This is a genomic window from Methylomonas sp. Uni0011, from assembly GCF_056850255.1.
Genome location: NZ_JBVVNO010000026.1, coordinates 29,982 through 47,486 on the forward strand (window position 1 = coordinate 29,982; position 17,505 = coordinate 47,486).

The 17,505-nt window shown below is 57.1% G+C and carries 15 protein-coding genes; 12 read left to right on the plus strand and 3 right to left on the minus strand.

Annotated features, from left to right (window positions below; all coding sequences use genetic code 11):
• Positions 1-35 precede the first annotated feature (35 nt).
• Entirely contained in the window at positions 36-731 is a 696-nt protein-coding gene (locus AC0IM9_RS19155; RefSeq protein ID WP_482805071.1) for an SDR family oxidoreductase, read from the minus strand.
• Positions 732-898: 167 nt separating this feature from the next.
• Between AC0IM9_RS19155 and AC0IM9_RS19160 the strand changes: the two genes are divergently transcribed.
• The gene (locus tag AC0IM9_RS19160; protein ID WP_482805072.1) at positions 899-1,099 is read left to right on the plus strand and encodes a KTSC domain-containing protein; all 201 of its coding nucleotides are present in this window, start codon (positions 899-901) and stop codon (positions 1,097-1,099) included.
• A 205-nt stretch (positions 1,100-1,304) separates the two neighbouring features.
• Here the strand turns inward: AC0IM9_RS19160 and AC0IM9_RS19165 are convergent, their stop codons facing one another.
• On the minus strand, positions 1,305-1,658 hold the full coding sequence (locus tag AC0IM9_RS19165; protein ID WP_482805073.1) for a hypothetical protein: 354 nt from the start codon (positions 1,656-1,658) through the stop codon (positions 1,305-1,307).
• Between the two features lie 438 nt (positions 1,659-2,096).
• Here AC0IM9_RS19165 and AC0IM9_RS19170 point away from each other — a divergent pair, with 438 nt between their 5' ends.
• The 9 genes from AC0IM9_RS19170 to AC0IM9_RS19210 all read left to right on the plus strand — a co-directional run bounded on the left by AC0IM9_RS19170 (position 2,097) and on the right by AC0IM9_RS19210 (position 13,586).
• Positions 2,097-2,318 carry a Sec-independent protein translocase subunit TatA gene (locus AC0IM9_RS19170; RefSeq protein WP_482805074.1) on the plus strand — a complete coding sequence of 74 codons (222 nt, stop codon included), beginning with the start codon at positions 2,097-2,099 and terminating at the stop codon, positions 2,316-2,318.
• 7 nt (positions 2,319-2,325) lie between these two features.
• On the plus strand, positions 2,326-2,646 hold the full coding sequence (gene tatB / locus AC0IM9_RS19175) for a Sec-independent protein translocase protein TatB (protein WP_482805075.1): 321 nt from the start codon (positions 2,326-2,328) through the stop codon (positions 2,644-2,646).
• On the plus strand, positions 2,639-3,424 hold the full coding sequence (gene tatC, locus AC0IM9_RS19180; RefSeq protein ID WP_482805076.1) for a twin-arginine translocase subunit TatC: 786 nt from the start codon (positions 2,639-2,641) through the stop codon (positions 3,422-3,424). The genes tatB and tatC overlap by 8 nt, the downstream gene beginning before the upstream one ends.
• Positions 3,425-4,002: 578 nt before the next feature.
• Positions 4,003-6,414, plus strand: a complete 2,412-nt coding sequence (locus tag AC0IM9_RS19185) for a PhoX family protein (RefSeq protein WP_482805077.1) — start codon at positions 4,003-4,005, stop codon at positions 6,412-6,414.
• Between the two features lie 76 nt (positions 6,415-6,490).
• The gene (locus AC0IM9_RS19190) at positions 6,491-7,153 is read left to right on the plus strand and encodes a hypothetical protein (protein ID WP_482805078.1); all 663 of its coding nucleotides are present in this window, start codon (positions 6,491-6,493) and stop codon (positions 7,151-7,153) included.
• 30 nt (positions 7,154-7,183) lie between these two features.
• A complete protein-coding gene (locus AC0IM9_RS19195) occupies positions 7,184-8,041 on the plus strand; it encodes a hypothetical protein (protein WP_482805079.1) in 858 nt (285 codons plus the stop codon).
• 199 nt (positions 8,042-8,240) lie between these two features.
• On the plus strand, positions 8,241-11,387 hold the full coding sequence (locus AC0IM9_RS19200; RefSeq protein WP_482805080.1) for an AfsR/SARP family transcriptional regulator: 3,147 nt from the start codon (positions 8,241-8,243) through the stop codon (positions 11,385-11,387).
• Between the two features lie 462 nt (positions 11,388-11,849).
• Entirely contained in the window at positions 11,850-12,704 is an 855-nt protein-coding gene (locus AC0IM9_RS19205) for a hypothetical protein (RefSeq protein ID WP_482805081.1), read from the plus strand.
• 45 nt (positions 12,705-12,749) lie between these two features.
• The gene (locus AC0IM9_RS19210; protein ID WP_482805082.1) at positions 12,750-13,586 is read left to right on the plus strand and encodes a PEP-CTERM sorting domain-containing protein; all 837 of its coding nucleotides are present in this window, start codon (positions 12,750-12,752) and stop codon (positions 13,584-13,586) included.
• 330 nt (positions 13,587-13,916) lie between these two features.
• On the opposite strand, the gene AC0IM9_RS19215 is transcribed toward AC0IM9_RS19210, so the two are convergent.
• The gene (locus tag AC0IM9_RS19215; RefSeq protein WP_482805083.1) at positions 13,917-14,606 is read right to left on the minus strand and encodes a hypothetical protein; all 690 of its coding nucleotides are present in this window, start codon (positions 14,604-14,606) and stop codon (positions 13,917-13,919) included.
• Between the two features lie 578 nt (positions 14,607-15,184).
• On the opposite strand from AC0IM9_RS19215, the gene AC0IM9_RS19220 reads away from it, so the two are divergent.
• Both AC0IM9_RS19220 and hchA read left to right on the plus strand, forming a co-directional pair.
• Positions 15,185-15,976: a nuclease-related domain-containing protein gene (locus AC0IM9_RS19220; protein WP_482805084.1), complete on the plus strand. Its 792-nt coding sequence runs from the start codon at positions 15,185-15,187 to the stop codon at positions 15,974-15,976.
• A gap of 494 nt (positions 15,977-16,470) precedes the next feature.
• On the plus strand, positions 16,471-17,337 hold the full coding sequence (gene hchA / locus AC0IM9_RS19225) for a glyoxalase III HchA (RefSeq protein ID WP_482805085.1): 867 nt from the start codon (positions 16,471-16,473) through the stop codon (positions 17,335-17,337).
• Positions 17,338-17,505: the final 168 nt, after the last annotated feature.

Sequence of the window (17,505 nt, forward strand, 5' to 3'; positions counted from 1 at the left end):
GACGATTTGATGCGGGGATCGGATAACCAGCGAGCCTACCAAGGCAGCGCAGAACCGTCGTATTTGACGAAGCGACCGCTATCGGCCAATTCGAATCCGGCAATCAGCCGGCGCATGCCGCTGACGCTTTCCTCGACATCGATCAAGCCGTTCGGCCCGCCCATATCGGTCCTGACCCAACCCGGATGTAAAATCAGCACGCCGACACCGCTGGAACGCAAATCGATCGCCAGACTTTTCATCGCCGCATTCAAACCGGCCTTGCTGGAACGGTACAAAATGCTGCCGCCGCTGGTGTTATCGGCCATGCTGCCCATCAGACTGCTCAACGAGGCGATCAACGGTTTCTCGCTACGCTGCAAATGCGGCAGAAAACACTCGGCCAGCTTCACCGGCGCCATCACGTTGATCGCCAAGGTCGACGCCCAGGTTTGGTAATCCAGCTTGCCGAAACCGCGTCCGGATTGGTCGCCGTAGACCCCCGCGTTATTGATCAACACGTCGATTTTGCGCCCGGCCAGACTGGCGGCCAAGGCTTCGATTTGAGCCAGGTCGGCAACGTCGAGCGCTGATATTTCGATATTCGAATATTGGCCGGCCAAGGCCCGCAGTTGCGCCGCCTGTTCCGGCCGGCGGCAAGCCGCAATCACCTCGCAGCCGGCTGCCGCATATTGCCGGCAAAATTCCAGACCCAAGCCGCGGCTGGCGCCGGTGATCAGTAAAGTTTGCATCGTGTAAGCTCCAAAAAGTCGATTGAAACAAAGGGCGGCAGCGGCCGGATCGCCGCTGGCGCAAATAATTGAAATACCTGGCGGCAAAATCGGAATATGCCCGGAACTATTCGCTTTTCCGCATGCCTGACCGCCACATCGAAACCCTGAATCCAGCGGAGGCCATTATGCAAATGCAAGCCGTCAAATCCAACACTATAGAGGTGGTCGGTTACGACAAAGATACCCACAAAATGCGGGTTGCCTTCAAAGACCGTCCAGCCCAGGAATTCTGCCACGTTCCGGAACAACTGTTCAGCGACTTTCTGAAAGCGCGTTCGAAAAACCGGTTTTACAAACGCCACCTGCAAAATCTGTTTCCCTGCTGAAAACGGAGCCCGCCGCCAATTCAATGCCACGCCGCCCCGGCCGTTGACTTCGGATTAGCGGCGGCGCAGTTTGACAGCCACGGTCCGGACTGGCAAATACGCCATAGCATCCGCTAAAGCCAGACGACACGGGGTAAGACATTGGGAAGGGACCCTGCGGGCGCTCACGATCCTTTTCGCGAACCAAGGCGCATGCGGTAGCGGTTTATTCAGTTTCCCCGTTATTCGAATTCCTGAAAGCCAGATATCCCAGCATCGCGCCCCAAGCGATCATATAAATCCCGTGCAGAATGATCTCGAAGTTGACGCGGTAACTATCGAGATAATAGTCGTACAAATAGTCCAGAAACACGATCGCGACGATCACCTTCATCGCTTGGCTAAAGCGCATGTTGCGGGCGTAGAACGCATTGACGCCGAGCACGAAAAAACCCAACAAGAACCGCATCCCGGCGTGTTTGATCCAGTCCCAATTCAGCAAGGCCATTTTCAGCGTCGCCACGTTGATGAAATAAAGGCCGATCAAGCCAATCGTGAAAACAAACCAAAACATTTTCATATCACCGCCTCCGGTTGTAGTCGTTGTAATGATTGCGGCCTGTCCGAATGCTTCGCACCGCTCCCGGACAGCAATACCGTTATGGTAATTGTTCTTTGCTCGCTAGTCAGAAGGTTTCGCTCTGCGATAGCGACATGCCATCACGGTCCGGACGGATTGACAGCCCCCATCGAGAACGGCGCCAGTTTTAAATTTCCGGCATCCACGGCTTTCAGCACCGCTCTTACGCGGCCGGCATTGGCTTGGTCGTCCCGTTCACTTAGCTGTAACAATAGCGCTATATGATTTGGCCCGATGGCGTTCCGCAGCTTGCCGAACGTTGGAAAACAACCGCAAAGGTACGGCATGCTTGGCCAAGAGGCACTACCGCGTCTGCCCGCCGACGCCAAACGCATCGCCAGCCGGCTTTGAAAATTGATTAACTAAGGGGTAAACACCATGGGCTTGGGAGTATCGGAATTGTTATTGATCCTGGCGATTGTCGCCATGATTTTCGGCACCAAAAAATTACGTAATATTGGCGGAGACCTGGGCGGCGCGATTCGCAGTTTCCGCCAATCCATGAGCGAAGGCGGCCAGGATCAAGATTCGGCGACGGCCAACAGTCAAGCCGTGCCGAGCAAACCCGCTGCGGTCGATAACGCGGAAAGCCATTCCTGAAGCGGCCATGTTCGAGGTCGGCTTTTCGGAGATGTTGATGATAGGCCTGGTGGCTTTGCTGGTGTTGGGTCCGGAACGCCTGCCCAAAGTTGCGCGCGAAGCCGCGCTTTGGCTGCGCAAGGCCCGCTCGCTGGTCAACAGCGCCAAAGCCGATATCAAGCGCGAAATGGATTTGGCGGAACTGAAGGAATTGCGCGCGTTGCAGGAGTCGATCCAAGTGCCGGCCATCGCTTCGCTGTCGGCGCTGGAGGATGCGCTGGCGCGGCCGGCACCGGTTGAAACGCCGGAACGTCGCTCGCCAGAGCCAACCGGAGAAGCCGGTGGCTAAGCGAATTTCGGTCGCGGAAAATGCCGCCGAAACGAGTTGGCTGAACCACCTGCTCGAGTTACGCAATCGCTTGGTCAAATCGGTGTTGTTGGTGCTGGCGTTATTCGCCGGACTGGCCTGCTATGCCAACGAAATTTATGCTTATCTGGCCGATCCGTTGCTGCGTTACCTGCCGGCGGGCTCGCAAATGATCGCCATCGAGGTGGCAGCGCCGTTTCTGATTCCGTTCAAACTGGCTTTCCTGGCAGCGTTACTGGCTTCGGTTCCGTTCCTGCTTTATCAGGCTTGGGCTTTCATCGCCCCCGGCCTGCACCGCCACGAAAAAAGCCTGTTCTTTCCGCTCTTGCTGGCCAGCACGTTGCTGTTTTACGTTGGCCTGGCATTTGCCTATTTTGCGGTGTTCCCGGTGATATTCGGCTTTATGGCCACCGCCGCGCCGCGCGGCGTAGCGATGATGACCGACATCGGCCACTACCTGAATTTTGTCATGTCGATGCTGGTCGCGTTCGGCGCGGTGTTCGAAGTCCCGATATTAACCCTGCTGTTGGTCAAGAGCGGCATCGTCGAATACCGCGATTTAAAAGACCAACGCGGCTATGTGATCGTGGCGGCGTTCGTTATCGGCGCAATATTGACCCCGCCGGACATCATTTCGCAAACCCTGATGGCCGTGCCGATCTGGCTGTTATTCGAAGTGGGCGTGGTGTTGGCCTATTTCTCGACCGGCAAATCTCGCGCCGCCGAGTCTCAGCCGCCAAGCGCGACTGTCCCTCGCTAAGTCTGCTGCCGGCTGGCAACCCGTCATCCCCGGCCATCCGTTCGCTCGCCCTCGAGCCGACGACAACGACCGGCTTTGTCCCTCACGATTGGCCGTTCCCCGCGAGGCTGTGCGGTTAACCAATCAACCGCCCTCGCTCGCAGGCATGAGCTGTTCCGCCAAGTTTTGAACAAGCCGGTCTGTTGTTTGGCTTAACGACATTGCCACGCGCGTTTTTTCTCGCGCCCGGCACCAAGTCATCAAGACCGGCGCCAACGTCGGCCGCCTGCCTATCTGTGATTTGCATCGCAAAGTCATCAAAATGTCATGCACGTTGGTTAGTTTGGTAGCGTCCCCGGCGGTTTGGATTGGCATCGGTATCCAAGCCAAAACCTCGGGATTGACCAGGGAAGAACACGACGCTCAATAAGCTCCTTTAACCATTGCGGGTTAGTCCTTCGAAGGCTCCCGGCGGGTTACAAATCGACTGCGACATTGCTTGGCGGCCAGCCCAAGCCTTTGTCGTCGTTATTTGTGGGCTTAGTTGAGCTGAACAACCATTAAACGGATTGCTTACCAATAACTTACGGGAGATTTGAATGAAAGGTAAATTACACCCCGCCAACGACGTGACGATCAATCCGTCCGGCAACGAGTCGATCAACGACGTTATCGGCCAAATCAACGAGAGCCGGCGCCAGTTCATGAAAACCGGAGTTAGCGCGGGGGTCATGGTGGCACTCAGCGGCAGCGTCGGCAGCAAATTCTTGTTGGGCGACACTGCGGAAGCGGCACCATTACCGTCTTCGGCCAATGGCTTCGGCGGCATGGGTTTCGATAGCATCCCGGCCAAATTGGCGCCGGTCGCCAACTCGGTAGAAGTGCCGGCCGGCTATAAGGTCGAAGTTCTGGCAGCCTGGGGCCAACCCATCATGCCGGGTGCGCCGGACTGGAAGCCGGATGCCAGCCAAACCGCGGCCGACCAGGCCAAACAAATGGGTATGCACTGCGACGGCATGCATTATTTTCCATTCCCGACCCGCACCGGCCCGTCCAGCGTACGCGGCGTTTTGGCCGTCAACAACGAATATACCCACGAGGAAATCCTGCACGGCGCCGAAGGCTTGACTGGCGGCGCGGGGGTCACCATCGCCAAGGTGCGCAAATCGCAAGCGGGTCACGGTGTTTCCATCATGGAAGTGCGTAAAACCGCCGGCAAGTGGGGCGTAGTGCGCAATTCCAGCTACGGCCGCCGCATTACCGCGAATACGCCTTGCAAGGTTTCCGGCCCCGCTGCAGGCCATGCGCTGATGAAATCGAAAAAATTCGATATTCAACCGACCGGTTCCACCGAAATCGGCGTCAACGACGGTTTTTCCGCGTTCGGCACCCACAACAACTGCGCCAACGGCTTCACGCCCTGGGGTACTTACCTGACCTGCGAAGAAAACTGGAATGGCAACTTCGGCTGGAATGCCGCCGACGCGGCGCCCAGCGATCCAGCCGTTTTGAACGGACAGGTTCGCTATGGCGTGGTGGCTGGCGGTTTCGGCTACCGCTGGCATGAAGCCGACCCGCGCTTCAACGCCCGCACCAATCCGTTGGAGCCGCATTTGTACGGCTGGGTCGTGGAAATCGATCCGTTCAACCCCAATGCGATGCCGGTCAAACGTACCGCGATGGGCCGCTTCAAACACGAAAGCGCGCAAGTGGCGATCAGCGTCGACAGCGGCGAGTTGAACCTTAATCGCGTCGCGTTTTACATGGGCGACGACGAGCGCAACGAGTACATCTACAAGTTTGTTTGCGCCGGTGCTTTCGACCCGAGGAACAATGCCGGCAACCGCGACCTGCTGGATACCGGTACCCTGTACGTGGCGAAGTTCACGGCCAACCCGGTGGTCGGCAAAAATGAAGTTTACCGCGGCCAATGGCTGGCCCTGGCGCCGGATACCGTTTCGGTCATCGCCAACGGCGCGGGCGGTTTCTACAAACTGCGCGAACTGGGTCACTTCAACGGCACCGGCGTCAACGGCACCTCCAATCCGAACGACGCGGAAGTCCAGGCCCTGATTCTGATCAAAACCCGCCAAGCGGCGGATGCCGTCGGCGCGACGATGATGGATCGGCCGGAGTGGACCGCGTTGCGCACCTATAACAACGGCTACGGCCACTTTGGCGCATCCGGCTATAACCCGAACGGCTTGGGCTACGACGATGAACATCCGTTGGAGTTGTACTGCACGCTGACCAACAACAACCGTCGCGGCGGTGGCGGCACGCTTTCCTCGAATAGCCCGAACGGCACGACCGCGGCTGGGAGCGCCCGTCCGCCGGTCGATGTGGCCAATCCGCGTCCGGACAACGACTACGGCCATATCATTCGCTGGCGCGAAGACGGTAATGCTGTGACGGCAACCGGATTCGAGTGGGATATCTTTACCCTGTGCGGCGATACCTTAACCACCAAAACCCTGGCTGCCAACTATGTCGGCACCAACTTCGTACCCGGCTCGGGCACTGGCCCGTTCTACCAAGGCAACATCGAAGACAGCCCGAACGGCAGTGCGGATTTGGGTGCGCCGGACGGCTTGTGGTTCGACCAGTTCGGCCGCTTGTGGATTCAGACCGACCAAGCAGGCGACGCCGCGGGTGACTGGGTCAACATCGGCGCCAACGTCATGTGCTGCGCGGACCCCAACACCAAGGAAATCCGCCGCTTCCTGACCAGCCCGCCTAATTGCGAGGTTACCGGCGTAATGAATACGCCGGACGGCAAGACCATGTTCGTCGGTATCCAGCATCCGGGCGAGGATGCCACCGCCGCCAATCCGACCCAGTTCAGCAACTGGCCGCAAAGCCAGTTCGACAAGAACAGCGCCGGCGAAAATTTAGCTGTGGTAGCAGGTGTGCCGCAACCAGCGGGCGCGAATATTCGTCCACGCTCTTCGGTGCTGGTGATTACCCGGAACGATGGCGGTGTTATTGGTGCTCCTGAGGTGATCGCGTAGCGGTTTAAGCGGAATAGAGCGAATGCGCCGGTAGGCAAGTCTTATCGGCGCATATTTACTAAATTGAGGATTTAAAATGAAAACTGCAAAAATTTTAATGTGCGCGCTGCTGGCTGGCGCGAGTTTCGCGTCTGTCAACGCTCAGGCTACTGTGGTGGACTGGAATGCCAGTTTTACCGTGATTGAAGATTTTGAGAGCTTCGATGGATTGGTTGAAAAAGGCCCTATCGGCATTGCCGGCGGCGGCGTTTTCCAATCCGACGTATACGCCACGCTGGGCGCTGCCGCGGTCGATTTGGTCGACAACGGCACCTGGGGCGCCGGCAACAAATTTGCCGGAATCGGCGACTTGTCGTTCTTGCCTTCAACCGACGAAGGCTTCGTCGGCAGCATGACCTTTACCTTGGGTTCAGCGCCGGTGTCAGGCGTGGGCGCCCAGTTTAGCGTTTACAATGCCGGCGCGCCGGCCGACATCTTTATCGAAGCCCTGGGCGTCGGTAACAGCGTGTTGGAAAGCTACACTTTCACCGTCGACCTGGATGATCCGTTTGCCACCAACGCCGGCCCATTCGTCGGTTTCAGCCGCGCCAATGCCGACATTATCGGTTTCCGCATCTCCGGCGAAGGTTTTGTGTTGGATAACCTGAGCGTCCAGCCGGTACCGGTACCGCCTGCTTTCGCGCTGATGTTGAGCGGAGTCCTGGGCGTTTTCGGCTTTGCGAAACGCCGCCGGGCTTGATTAAGCCGTAGCCTGACCAGGAAAACCAGCGTGTACACCCCGCAATTGTTGCCCAAGGCAATAATTGGCATCGCATTGCTGGGGCTCTGCGTCTCGGCCTTAGCCGAGACGCAAGCTTTTCAGGTTGTAAAAGACAATACCTTATTCGAAGACAATCAGAATTATGCCGGCGGTGCGAGCAGTTTCGTGTTCGTCGGTCCAATCGCCAGCGGCTCGCCCAGGCGTGCCTTGTGGCAATTCGATCTCTCATCCATCCCGCCGGGTTCACAGGTTTTATCGGTAAACCTAAGATTTGTCGTCAATCGCGCCGGCATCGGCTCAAATCCGGCCGATGTGTTACGTTTGCACAAGCTGAATGCCAGCTGGGGCGAAGGCCTTTCCGACGCCGGAGCCGGCGGCGGCGGAACCCAGGCGACGCCGGGTGATGCGACGTGGGCATATCGCTTTTATGGCGCGGCCAGCAGCGGAGCGGGCCGAGTGCCATGGCTGACGTTGGGAGGCGACTTTGCCCCAAACCCCAGCGCGTCCTTGCATGCGGGTGGGGCGGCAACCTATACCTTTACCTCTACCCCGGCACTCATAAACGACGTTACAGCTTGGATTAATAACCCCACCGCCAACTTCGGCTGGATATTGATCGGCCCGGAAGGTCCCGAGCAATCACAAAGCGCCAAACGCATTATCAGCCGTGAATCCCCGTCAATCGCCGACCGGCCCAGCTTGACCGTCGAGTTTGTGCCGCCGATAACGCCGACGCCGGTGCCGCTATTGACCGATTTCGGCAACCTGATTTTCGGAGTGCTGTTAATTTTTACCAGCATCGCGATGTCCCGCCGCAACGCGTCGCGCCCTCGCCAAACCCGAACACAGCAATCGGTTCCCCAATAACCCCCGCCAGAGTCGCGGCCCTGCTTCTCTCGGCGTTTTGTTCATCCTGAGCTGCGAGTTTCCATTCAGATACCTGAGATTCTCAATGGGGATAACGGCAAATGCCCCCACAGCCAAAACTTACTGTTGCCGCCAAACGCCGACGTATGCTGAACTAGCACACCATCCGTTGCGGGAAAATTGCTCGAGGGGGTTATCGATGAACGGCAAACCGGCGTGCACCCAACTTCCGGCTAAGTTGGTAGCACCGACCCTACCTGCGGCGGTTCGCCGCCGACGCCTGTTCGAACATTTGGAGCGGGCTTATGCCGATTATGGTTCGGCGGTATGGCTGTTTGCACCGGCCGGTTACGGTAAGACCACGTTGGCGGCCGATTTTGCCGCCGCAAGTAACCGGCCCGTGCTTTGGTACCGTTTCGACGACGCCGACCTGGACCCCGCCGTTTTTTGGGGCCATTTCCGCACCGCGGCAAACGGCCTGGGCCTAGTCTCGGCGGTACCGGCCTTCGGGCCGGAATATCTAGCCGGTCTCGAGGCCTACGTCGGCGAGTTGTTGCATTCGCTGTTGCCGCGGGACGCCGCGCCGATATTATTGATATTCGACGATTGCCAGCGGGTAGCCGCGTCGCCTTTGCTGATACGGAGTTTGGCGGTGTTGGGCCGCATCGTCGCCGCTCCGCACCGGATACTCTGCTTGAGTCGCCACGAACCGCCGCCCGAGTTGGCCGCCGCCTTGCAGCCGCTGGGTATGATCGCGCCGACGCAACTGGCGTTCGACCGCGAAGAGGCCGCGCGTCTGGCCGAGCTGACCGGATTCGACGGCGGCGATGCCGGGCTGGATGCGCTGCTGGTCCACAGTCGCGGCTGGCCGGCGGCTTTGGCGGTGGAACTGCGGCAGCCGCCGACCGCGCAGCCGGCGCCCACCGAGCCAAAAGCGGATCTGGCGCAACGGGTGCTGGAGGGTTTGGACCCTGTGGTGTTGCGACAGTTGTCGACGCTGGCCGTCGCCGAAACCGTCAGCGAGGCCCTGGCAACCGAATTGGCCGCCGATGTTTCGGTGTCGGCCACCTTGGCTCGACTGGCCGCCCAGCATTATTTGCTCAACCGCATCGACGCCGCCGCTCCCAGTTATCAGCTTCACCCCCTGCTCCGGGAATTTCTGCTCGTCCACCGTCAAGCCGAACTCGGAGATACGGGTTACGCGGCGTTTTTGGCCCATGGCGCGGCGGTCTTGGAACGCCACGGCGAGATTGCCCAAGCGTTTGAGTTGTATCGGCGGGCCGGCGCCTGGCCCGAATTGCAGCGCCTGATTCTGCTGCACGCCAAAACCGCATTGGCCGCCGGCAGAAGTCTGCAATTGCAGGGCTGGTTGCAAAGCCTGCCGGACGGCTTGCCGGCCAATCCGTGGCTGGAGTTTTGGCGCGCCGCCGCCCATCTGGCGCTGAATCCGCCGTTGGCGCAAAGCTTGTTCGAGCGGGCGCATGCCGGTTTCGACGGCGAACCGCTGGGCAGGGCCCTCAGTGCGGCCGGTGTGTTGAGCGCGATGTTTTTCGTGATGGACGATTTTCGCGATGCGGCGCGCTGGCTGGACGAATTGGCCGAGCTGGACCCGGTGCTGGAAGCTGCCGACGATGCGGAATTGGATAGCTGGATATTGGGTTGCGGCAATATCCTGGTTCACCTTCCCGATTACCCGGAACTAACCGAACGCTGGGCGCGGCGAACGCTGGCCCGCTTGCCGCATTGCCCGCCGGGGCGCCAGGTGTTTTTGGCTTCCTTTCTGTTGCAATACCATGTCTGGCGCGGCGAAACCGAAAGCACCCGAGCCTTGTTTACTTTTCTGGATCAACAAGTCAGTAACGATGAGCCCTTGTACCGGATCAATTTGTTGAACTGGAAAGCGGTGGTGGCTTTTCTCGGCGCCGAGCACGACGCGGCGTATCAAGCGACGGAGACGGCCGCGCAATGGGCCATCAGTTACGGCTTGGGATTTTATTTACCCAATATCTACGGCCAAGAGGCCTATACCGCGCTGTCGGCCCGCGATTGGCCGCGCTTTCGCGCGGCATTGGCGCGCATGGAAGCTTGTTTGCCGGAAAACCGGCGGGTCGATCAGTCGTTTCTATTGCATCTGCGCTCCGGTCTGTCGCTGGCGGAACAGCGGTTTGGTCAAGCGCGCCAGGAAGCGGAGCTGGCCCTGGCGATTTGCCGCGAAATCCATTTGCCGTCGGTGGCGGCCCTGGTGCAGCACGGTTTGGCGCAAGTGTTGGTGGCGGCGGGCGACCTGAGCGAAGCCGGGCGGCATTTGCAACAATTGCAAAACTACGCCGTTGCGGCGAACAAGCCATTCGTTTTATTCATGGCCTTGCTAACCGACGCCCATGCCCGCTTGACCGGCGGCGACCAAGCCGGCGCACTGGCTGCTTTGGCCAAGGCCTTGGCGCTGGGCAAACAACAACGTTATCTGAACGTACACCCGTTCTGGCAGCCCGACGTGATCGTCATCTTGTGTACCCTGGCCCTGGAACACGGCATCGAAGCGGATTATGTGCGCTGGTGGATAAGACAACGCCAATTGCAGCCTGATGGAAACGCCTGCGAAGAATGGCCTTGGCCGGTAAAAATCCGCACCCTCGGCCAATTCAGGATAGACGGCGAAGCCTCTGAACCGGCCCGCCGCCGGCAAAAAGACAATAAGCCCTTGCAATTGCTGCAGTGGCTGCTGACGATCAACCCGGACGGCGTGCCGCAGCAAGTGCTGGCCGATGTATTGTGGCCGGACGCGGACGCCGATGCCGCCCAGCATGCTTTGGAAGTGGCCTTGCAGCGCCTGCGCAAACTGCTTGGGCGCAACGAGGCCGTGCTGTTGCAAGGCGGCACCTTGTCCTTGAACCGGGAACTGTGCTGGGTGGATATCTGGGTCATCGACGATGTGCTCAGGCGGCTTGCCACGCAGCCGCAGCAAGCGGAGACGCTGGCCGCGCGGCTGTTAAAAGTCTGGCGCGGCCCGTTTTTGCCCAGTCTGGAAGCACCTTTGACGGCATCGAAACGGGAAGCCCTTGCCGCCAAATTCAGCCAAACCCTGGAAAAACTGGGCTTGGCCCTGGAAACCGCCGGCCAGCCAGCCACCGCCATAAGCTGCTACGCGCAAGCTGTCGCCATCGAACCCTTAGCGGAAAATCTGCAATACCGCTTGATCGAATGCCTGCTGGATCAAGGCCGCCAAGCCGAGGCGCTGTTAGCCTACCGCCGCTGCCGCAACCACTACGCCGGTCACTACGGCATCGAACCCTCCACCCGCATGCAAGCGCTGGCCGCCCGGATCACGGCCCGAACTTCGGGCTAAGGACTCGGCGGACACCAGCACTGCCGCAAAACATCGGTTTGGATCTAGACGTTCCCGCCGCGGCCGAATGTTGTCCAATTACTAACCCGTCAATCCGTTGGGGCTGAGCCTGCCGAAACCTGATGCGGAACCCCCTTCGACAGGCTCACCCCCTCATGGGCATCAGGCGAAAGATATTTAAGGGCCGGGTAACAACCGATTACTCTGAATGTCATTGCGGGGTGACGCACAGCCACGATTTGAGTGACATCCTAGCGACCCGACGCTATCCCAAGCCAATACTTCATTTTGTGGGCTGCGGCAGCGTTGTTATGGACGCAAGAGCAATCGACTTTGTGAGCTTTTTGTGAGTCGTGATGATTTAAGGTTTCGGCGCAAGCGTTTCGATTGGTCGAATGGCTTTAGCCAACCCAATTCAAACGACGCACAGCCAAGCCAATCCATTAACCCGGGAGTCGCATCATGAAGCCAAACAAATCATTGCTCGCTTATTCGTTGATCGGAGTTGCGTTATTCGGCCTTACCACGGCTGTGCGGGCGGACCAGGCCATTTTGCAATACGGCGGCAACGGTTACGGCAATCAGCGTATTTTCGACCCCAATCTGGCTTTTTTCGCAGATGCCAATCTTTACGGCAGCGTCGATGTCAACACTGCGGAAATCAAGGTGTCTGCGTATTCCGATTCGGTAACCAACTCGATCAACCATTTCAGCCAAGGCACTTTGCAATATCAGGATCTCACCTACGTCGGACCGTCAGGCTTGGTGACCCTGGAATTGGTCTTAACCGGCGCAATTTCCCGCAGCGCGCCGACGACGGTCGGTTCGTTCCTAAACCGCTCGCAATTCAACTTTTCCGCGGCCTTCGTCGGTGCCAACCACACCGACGGGGCCTCATTACTATGGGACTATGCCGCAATTTACGACGGAGGCGTGACGCCGCGAACCTCGAACTTCGATATTGACCCTCGAACCACCGGCAGCGGTGCCACGTCTGTGCGTAGCGGCGACACTGCGGCTCTCGATGCATCGCTTTATCTGTCGGCCAATCTGGTTAGCGGGCAAGAAATCGATTTGATACTGTTTGCGAGTGCACAGGCAACCGCCGCCAACGGCATGTGGGCACTCACCGATTTGACGCATACCGCTAAGCTTTACGCGATTACCCCGGCCGGCGGCAGCCTGACCACTGCGGGCGGCTTTGTTATCCCGGCTCCGCCAACCGCAGTGCCGTTGCCGGCAGCCTGGAGTTTGTATCTGCTCGGTTGGTTCGCTTGCCGCGCAGTCGCCGGACGCCAGTCGGCTGGAAGAAGTTGAGTTCAGCTTGGAAATTCCACTTTATTTAGGTTTTTGGAGAATTTTATGAGCCGGATATTTTTCCTTGTGGCTTTGGTTGTACTCTCGCTCAGCCAGTTCGCAACGGCAGCGACTGTGTTCGTGCAATTTCCCGATCCCGGCGGCCCTGGGATAAGCTCTGATCCGACCTTGGCCACCCGGACCGGTCCCGGTTTCTTCGCGGAAGCGGATCTGGGGAGTGCTTACTTCAAGGCTAAATCGGAATCGCCGGATGCTTCCTTTGCCTATACCGGATTACAAAATCTGACTTTCACCAACCCAGTGGGCAGCGCGCCGATACTACTGCCGGCCGGAGCGTTGGGCGTCAACATTACCGGTCAGTATTCATTTGGCCCGCCAGCGCCAAGCGGAGAATCCACCGCCGGCGCCAGCATAATCGGCGTTTTCAGCGTCAACGACGGCAGTATTGGCCGGGTCGCCAGAGGCGACCACACGCTCGGTACTCGTTGGGTGAACGGTGTGGTATTGAATACGACCAATACCACAACCCCAATAACGCAAAACGGCGGGACTGTCTTGTTCAATACGGCAACTTTGACAAACCTTGACATGACATTGTTGATGCCCGCCATGACGATAGACCCCGGGGAAACCTTGGGAATCACGTTTTTGCTGCAGACCATAACGGGAGCCAACGGCTCAGGAGTGAAGTCCCTGGCCGACGCCTCGAACAGCGCGCGGATATTTCTGAATCTGCCGGCGGGAGTCAGTCTGATAGATAACGCCGGCACTACCCTGAGCTGGGTCAAACCGGTGCCGCTGCCGGGAGCCTTCTCTCTGTTCGGCTTGGCCCTGGCCGGGTTGGGTTGGCACTTACGGCGTGCCACTTCCGCGTCGCTTTGACTTTTTGCAAAGCATCTCAGTCGTTCAGCGTGCCAGCCTCTATCCTTCCTGGGAATCCATAGCGGCTTTCAGAGCCAGACCGCGGTATTGGCTACAGACAGGCATGTATGTATTGCCACCGGGACGGCCATCGTTACACAGGTTTGTTCGATAAGGTCGTCCCGGCAGGGATTGGCAATGCTTTCGGCCGCAAAGACCATCCGAGTTGCAAACATAGCCCGAAGCTAAGTCCGCGGCACTTTATGCCACCGTCCGCCGGGCATGACGGCACTTCATGTAACGATGAGCGATCCGCCGCGCGAACCCTATCGTTTCCGCCTACTTGATTTTTCAAGGAGAACACGGGCTACTGCTGATGCCGGGCTCGTTTACACGACTAATTCGGTCCTGGCTTTCGCACACTACGTCATGATCGATTTTGCCATCCTGATGTTGCAACTTTAGCCGTCCGTTCCGGTTGAAAGCCTGATAAGTCTGCCCAGCGACAGCATGGAATACCAAAGTGCAGGTTGTGTCTCGCGCGGTAATGACATAAGGCGTGGAACTGGTTGTCTTTTTTTCGCAGACTTTTTGCTTTTGGTTATTGAATTCCTGTTCCTTACATTCGCAGGAACCGGTTTGGGAAGTGGTATCGCCGGCTACTTTTTTTTCAACGATGGCGCTCTCCATCGTTCTTACGCTACGAAGGCCGGGTAAGACATAGACTTTACTGAATCGGTCCAGCTTGACTTTATTCGATGCATTTACATCCCAAGTTCCTGTGTCGGGATCATCCAATTCAATACGGCCAACAAAAATATTGGGCCCCCAAGAGGTTTCGTTCCAGTGTTCGGAAAACCAGAGCAGCATATTCAAAGGAAACACCCAGAATAGAGGTACCTTGGACAGCGCAGGCGCTTTGAGCTCGATCGTGGCGACTTGATTGTCGGGTAACTCGGGGCCTCGATAGCCTTTAGCGCTGCAAGCCGTCAAGCAGATACTGCATACCAGAGCGGCATAGTGAAGGATTCTAGTCTGCATGATCAAATCTCCGTTTCGCGGTTTAGTTAAAGGTCAGCTTGTTCTCGCCATTGGCTCGGTACACCAAGCCAATGCGGCAAGCACTGGGATTGCGGAATCGCTGCTGCCGTCAGCAGGCTCACTGCGTAACGGCCATAGTCCTTCGCTACCGGGCTGCCAACTTGCCGAAAATCGGTCTTGCGCGAGGCATGGGGCGGTCTGAAGCAGGCGTGTAGTCGTTCGCGTAGCCAATGTCGGTGAACGCGCTTAACCCGGACTTAACGAATCAGCCCAGTCGCCCGGCGGTTTAGTCGCGTAGAAAGGTGGAGGGGATTTTGGCAAATGCGCCTTTGCGATTCCCACGGTCCGCTGTGGAAACCCAGGCTACAAGAAGAACTTGGGGCTACCGTCCATGGCGCTGGATGCCCGCGTCCTGCGGGCATGACGGCACTGGTGTATGACGATGAGGGCCGGAGCCTAACCGCACAGGGCATGACTGGGAACGAGGAAACCCTGGCGAAACTGGAAACTTGACCTATTTTTGCTTGGCCGATACGACCGGCCCAATCCACGCTTAAACCGATGACAGGAATCCCGTCATGAATTTGAATCAAATGGTGATACAAGCTTTTAGCCAAGCCTTCGGCGCCTATTGGTGGCTGTTGGTTTTGCTGGTCGTCGTCAGCTTTTTGAAGTCGCCGTTGATGAAAGGCATCTTCGGCGAAGCATTGGTCAATTTAGCCGCAGCGCTATTTCTGGATAAGAACGTTTACCGCTTGTTCAAAAATGTCACGTTACCCACCGAAGACGGCACTACCCAGGTGGATCATGTGATTGTGTCGCCATACGGCGTGTTCGTCATCGAGACCAAGAATTTGAAAGGTTGGATATTCGGTAGCCCACAGCAAAAGTTATGGACCCAAAAAATCTACAAACATCAAAACCAATTCCAGAATCCGCTGCATCAAAACTATAAACACACGCAGACGCTGCAATCCGCGTTGGAACTCGACCCGAGCAAATTATTCTCGCTGGTTGTATTTGTCGGCGATAGCGAATTTAAAACATCGATGCCTGAAAACGTGGTCTATGCCGGCGGTTATATCCGCTTCATCAAGAGCAAACGGCAACGCATCATGGCCGACGGTGAAGTGCTGGAGGTTTGCCGCAAGTTGCAAGCCGGTCGTTTAAGGCCGTCCATCAAAACCCACATTGAGCACGTTAGACACGTCAAAACGATCGTGGAGCAAAAGCAGCAAATCAACCAGAATGCCTGCCCCAAATGCGGCAAACCGATGGTCTTAAGAACCGCGCGCCAAGGCGACAATGCAGGAAATCAGTTTTGGGGATGTAGCGGCTATCCCAAGTGCCGAACAGTGAAGCCGCTATAACGCGCGCGGTTTCGATCGCCCACGCAGGGTATGCATCACATACCATTTTCCAACGATGAAACTAACTCAATCGGGCGAAAAGGTACGCGGTGCGTAACATATCAGGCTGTGTGTAATACGGCGCAATGCCCGAGGGTTATTGCGCCTTACGGCCTTGGATTTTTTCTGGTTTTCTGGTTCCCACGGTCTTCCGTGGGAACCCATACAGCCTTGAAAACGAATATGCATGCCCACGCCGGAGCGTGGGAATGAGGACAAGATTAGCCAATTTGGCGGATGGCGCTTCGCTTATCCGCCCTAAGGTCCTGACCTCATTAAACATGGAAACAACAATATACCCTTTTTATTTAGGGTTGGTATTGAGTGCGGCATATCCCCAGAATTAGGCAATCAATTAAGCATTTTGTGCAACAGTGGCTTGATATACTGGCCGAGCGGTAAATACAGCTTGATGTCAGCCAGATTCAGTCTGCCCATTTGCAAGGAGTTCAGTTATGTCTATTGATAAAAAGCCCGTTCCCGATCAAGCGGAGGAAAATGCCTTTTTCCCCTCGGCATATTCGTTAACGCAATATACAGCGTCCAAAACCGATTTCGACGGCACCGACTACCCAACGCCTTACAAGGGTGGCAAATGGAAGGTTCTGATGATTGCGGCCGATGAACGCTATTTATTGATGGGAAACGGCACCTTTTTTTCCACGGGCAATCATCCGGTAGAAATGCTGTTGCCGATGTATCACCTAGATAAGGCGGGATTTGAAATTGAGATAGCAACCCTGTCGGGCAATCCGGTCAAACTGGAGATGTGGGCAATGCCGCACGAAGATGCCGTCGTACCTGGTACCTACCGCAAATACGCATCCAAATTGAGACAACCGCTGAAACTCTCGGATGTTATTGCTCAATCCCTGGGCGACGATTCACCGTATATCGCGGTGTTTATTCCTGGTGGTCACGGTGTTTTAACGGGAATACCTCACAGCACGGAAGTGAAACAGGTTTTGCACTGGGCACTTGCGCGCGATAAATACATCATCACGCTGTGCCACGGCCCGGCTTGTCTGTTGGCTGCGGCGGTTGGTGAACAACCTGAGGATTATGCGTTTAAAGGCTACCAGATTTGCGTATTTCCCGATGCGCTGGATACCGGCGCCAATCTCGAAATCGGTTATATGCCCGGCCCGTTGCGCTGGCTGGTCGGGGAAAGCCTGCAAAAACTGGGCATCGAAGTCCTCAATCCAGGCATCACCGGCCAATGTCATATCGACCGCAAACTCATCACTGGCGACAGCCCGTTAGCCTCTAACAACATTGGCAAACTGGCCGCCCAGGCTTTACTTGCCGAAGTACAAGCCTGAGTCAACCGAGGGGAGCATTCACTTGCTCCCTTCACAGCCCGTAGGATGATGACATGGACTCCTCCCCACCCCACGCGGTGTCATACTGCGCCAGAGAATTTAAACGGAGCGACGAGGAGTCCGAAATGAATAGTAACGTGGTGGGTCTGGATACGGCAAAAAGCATTT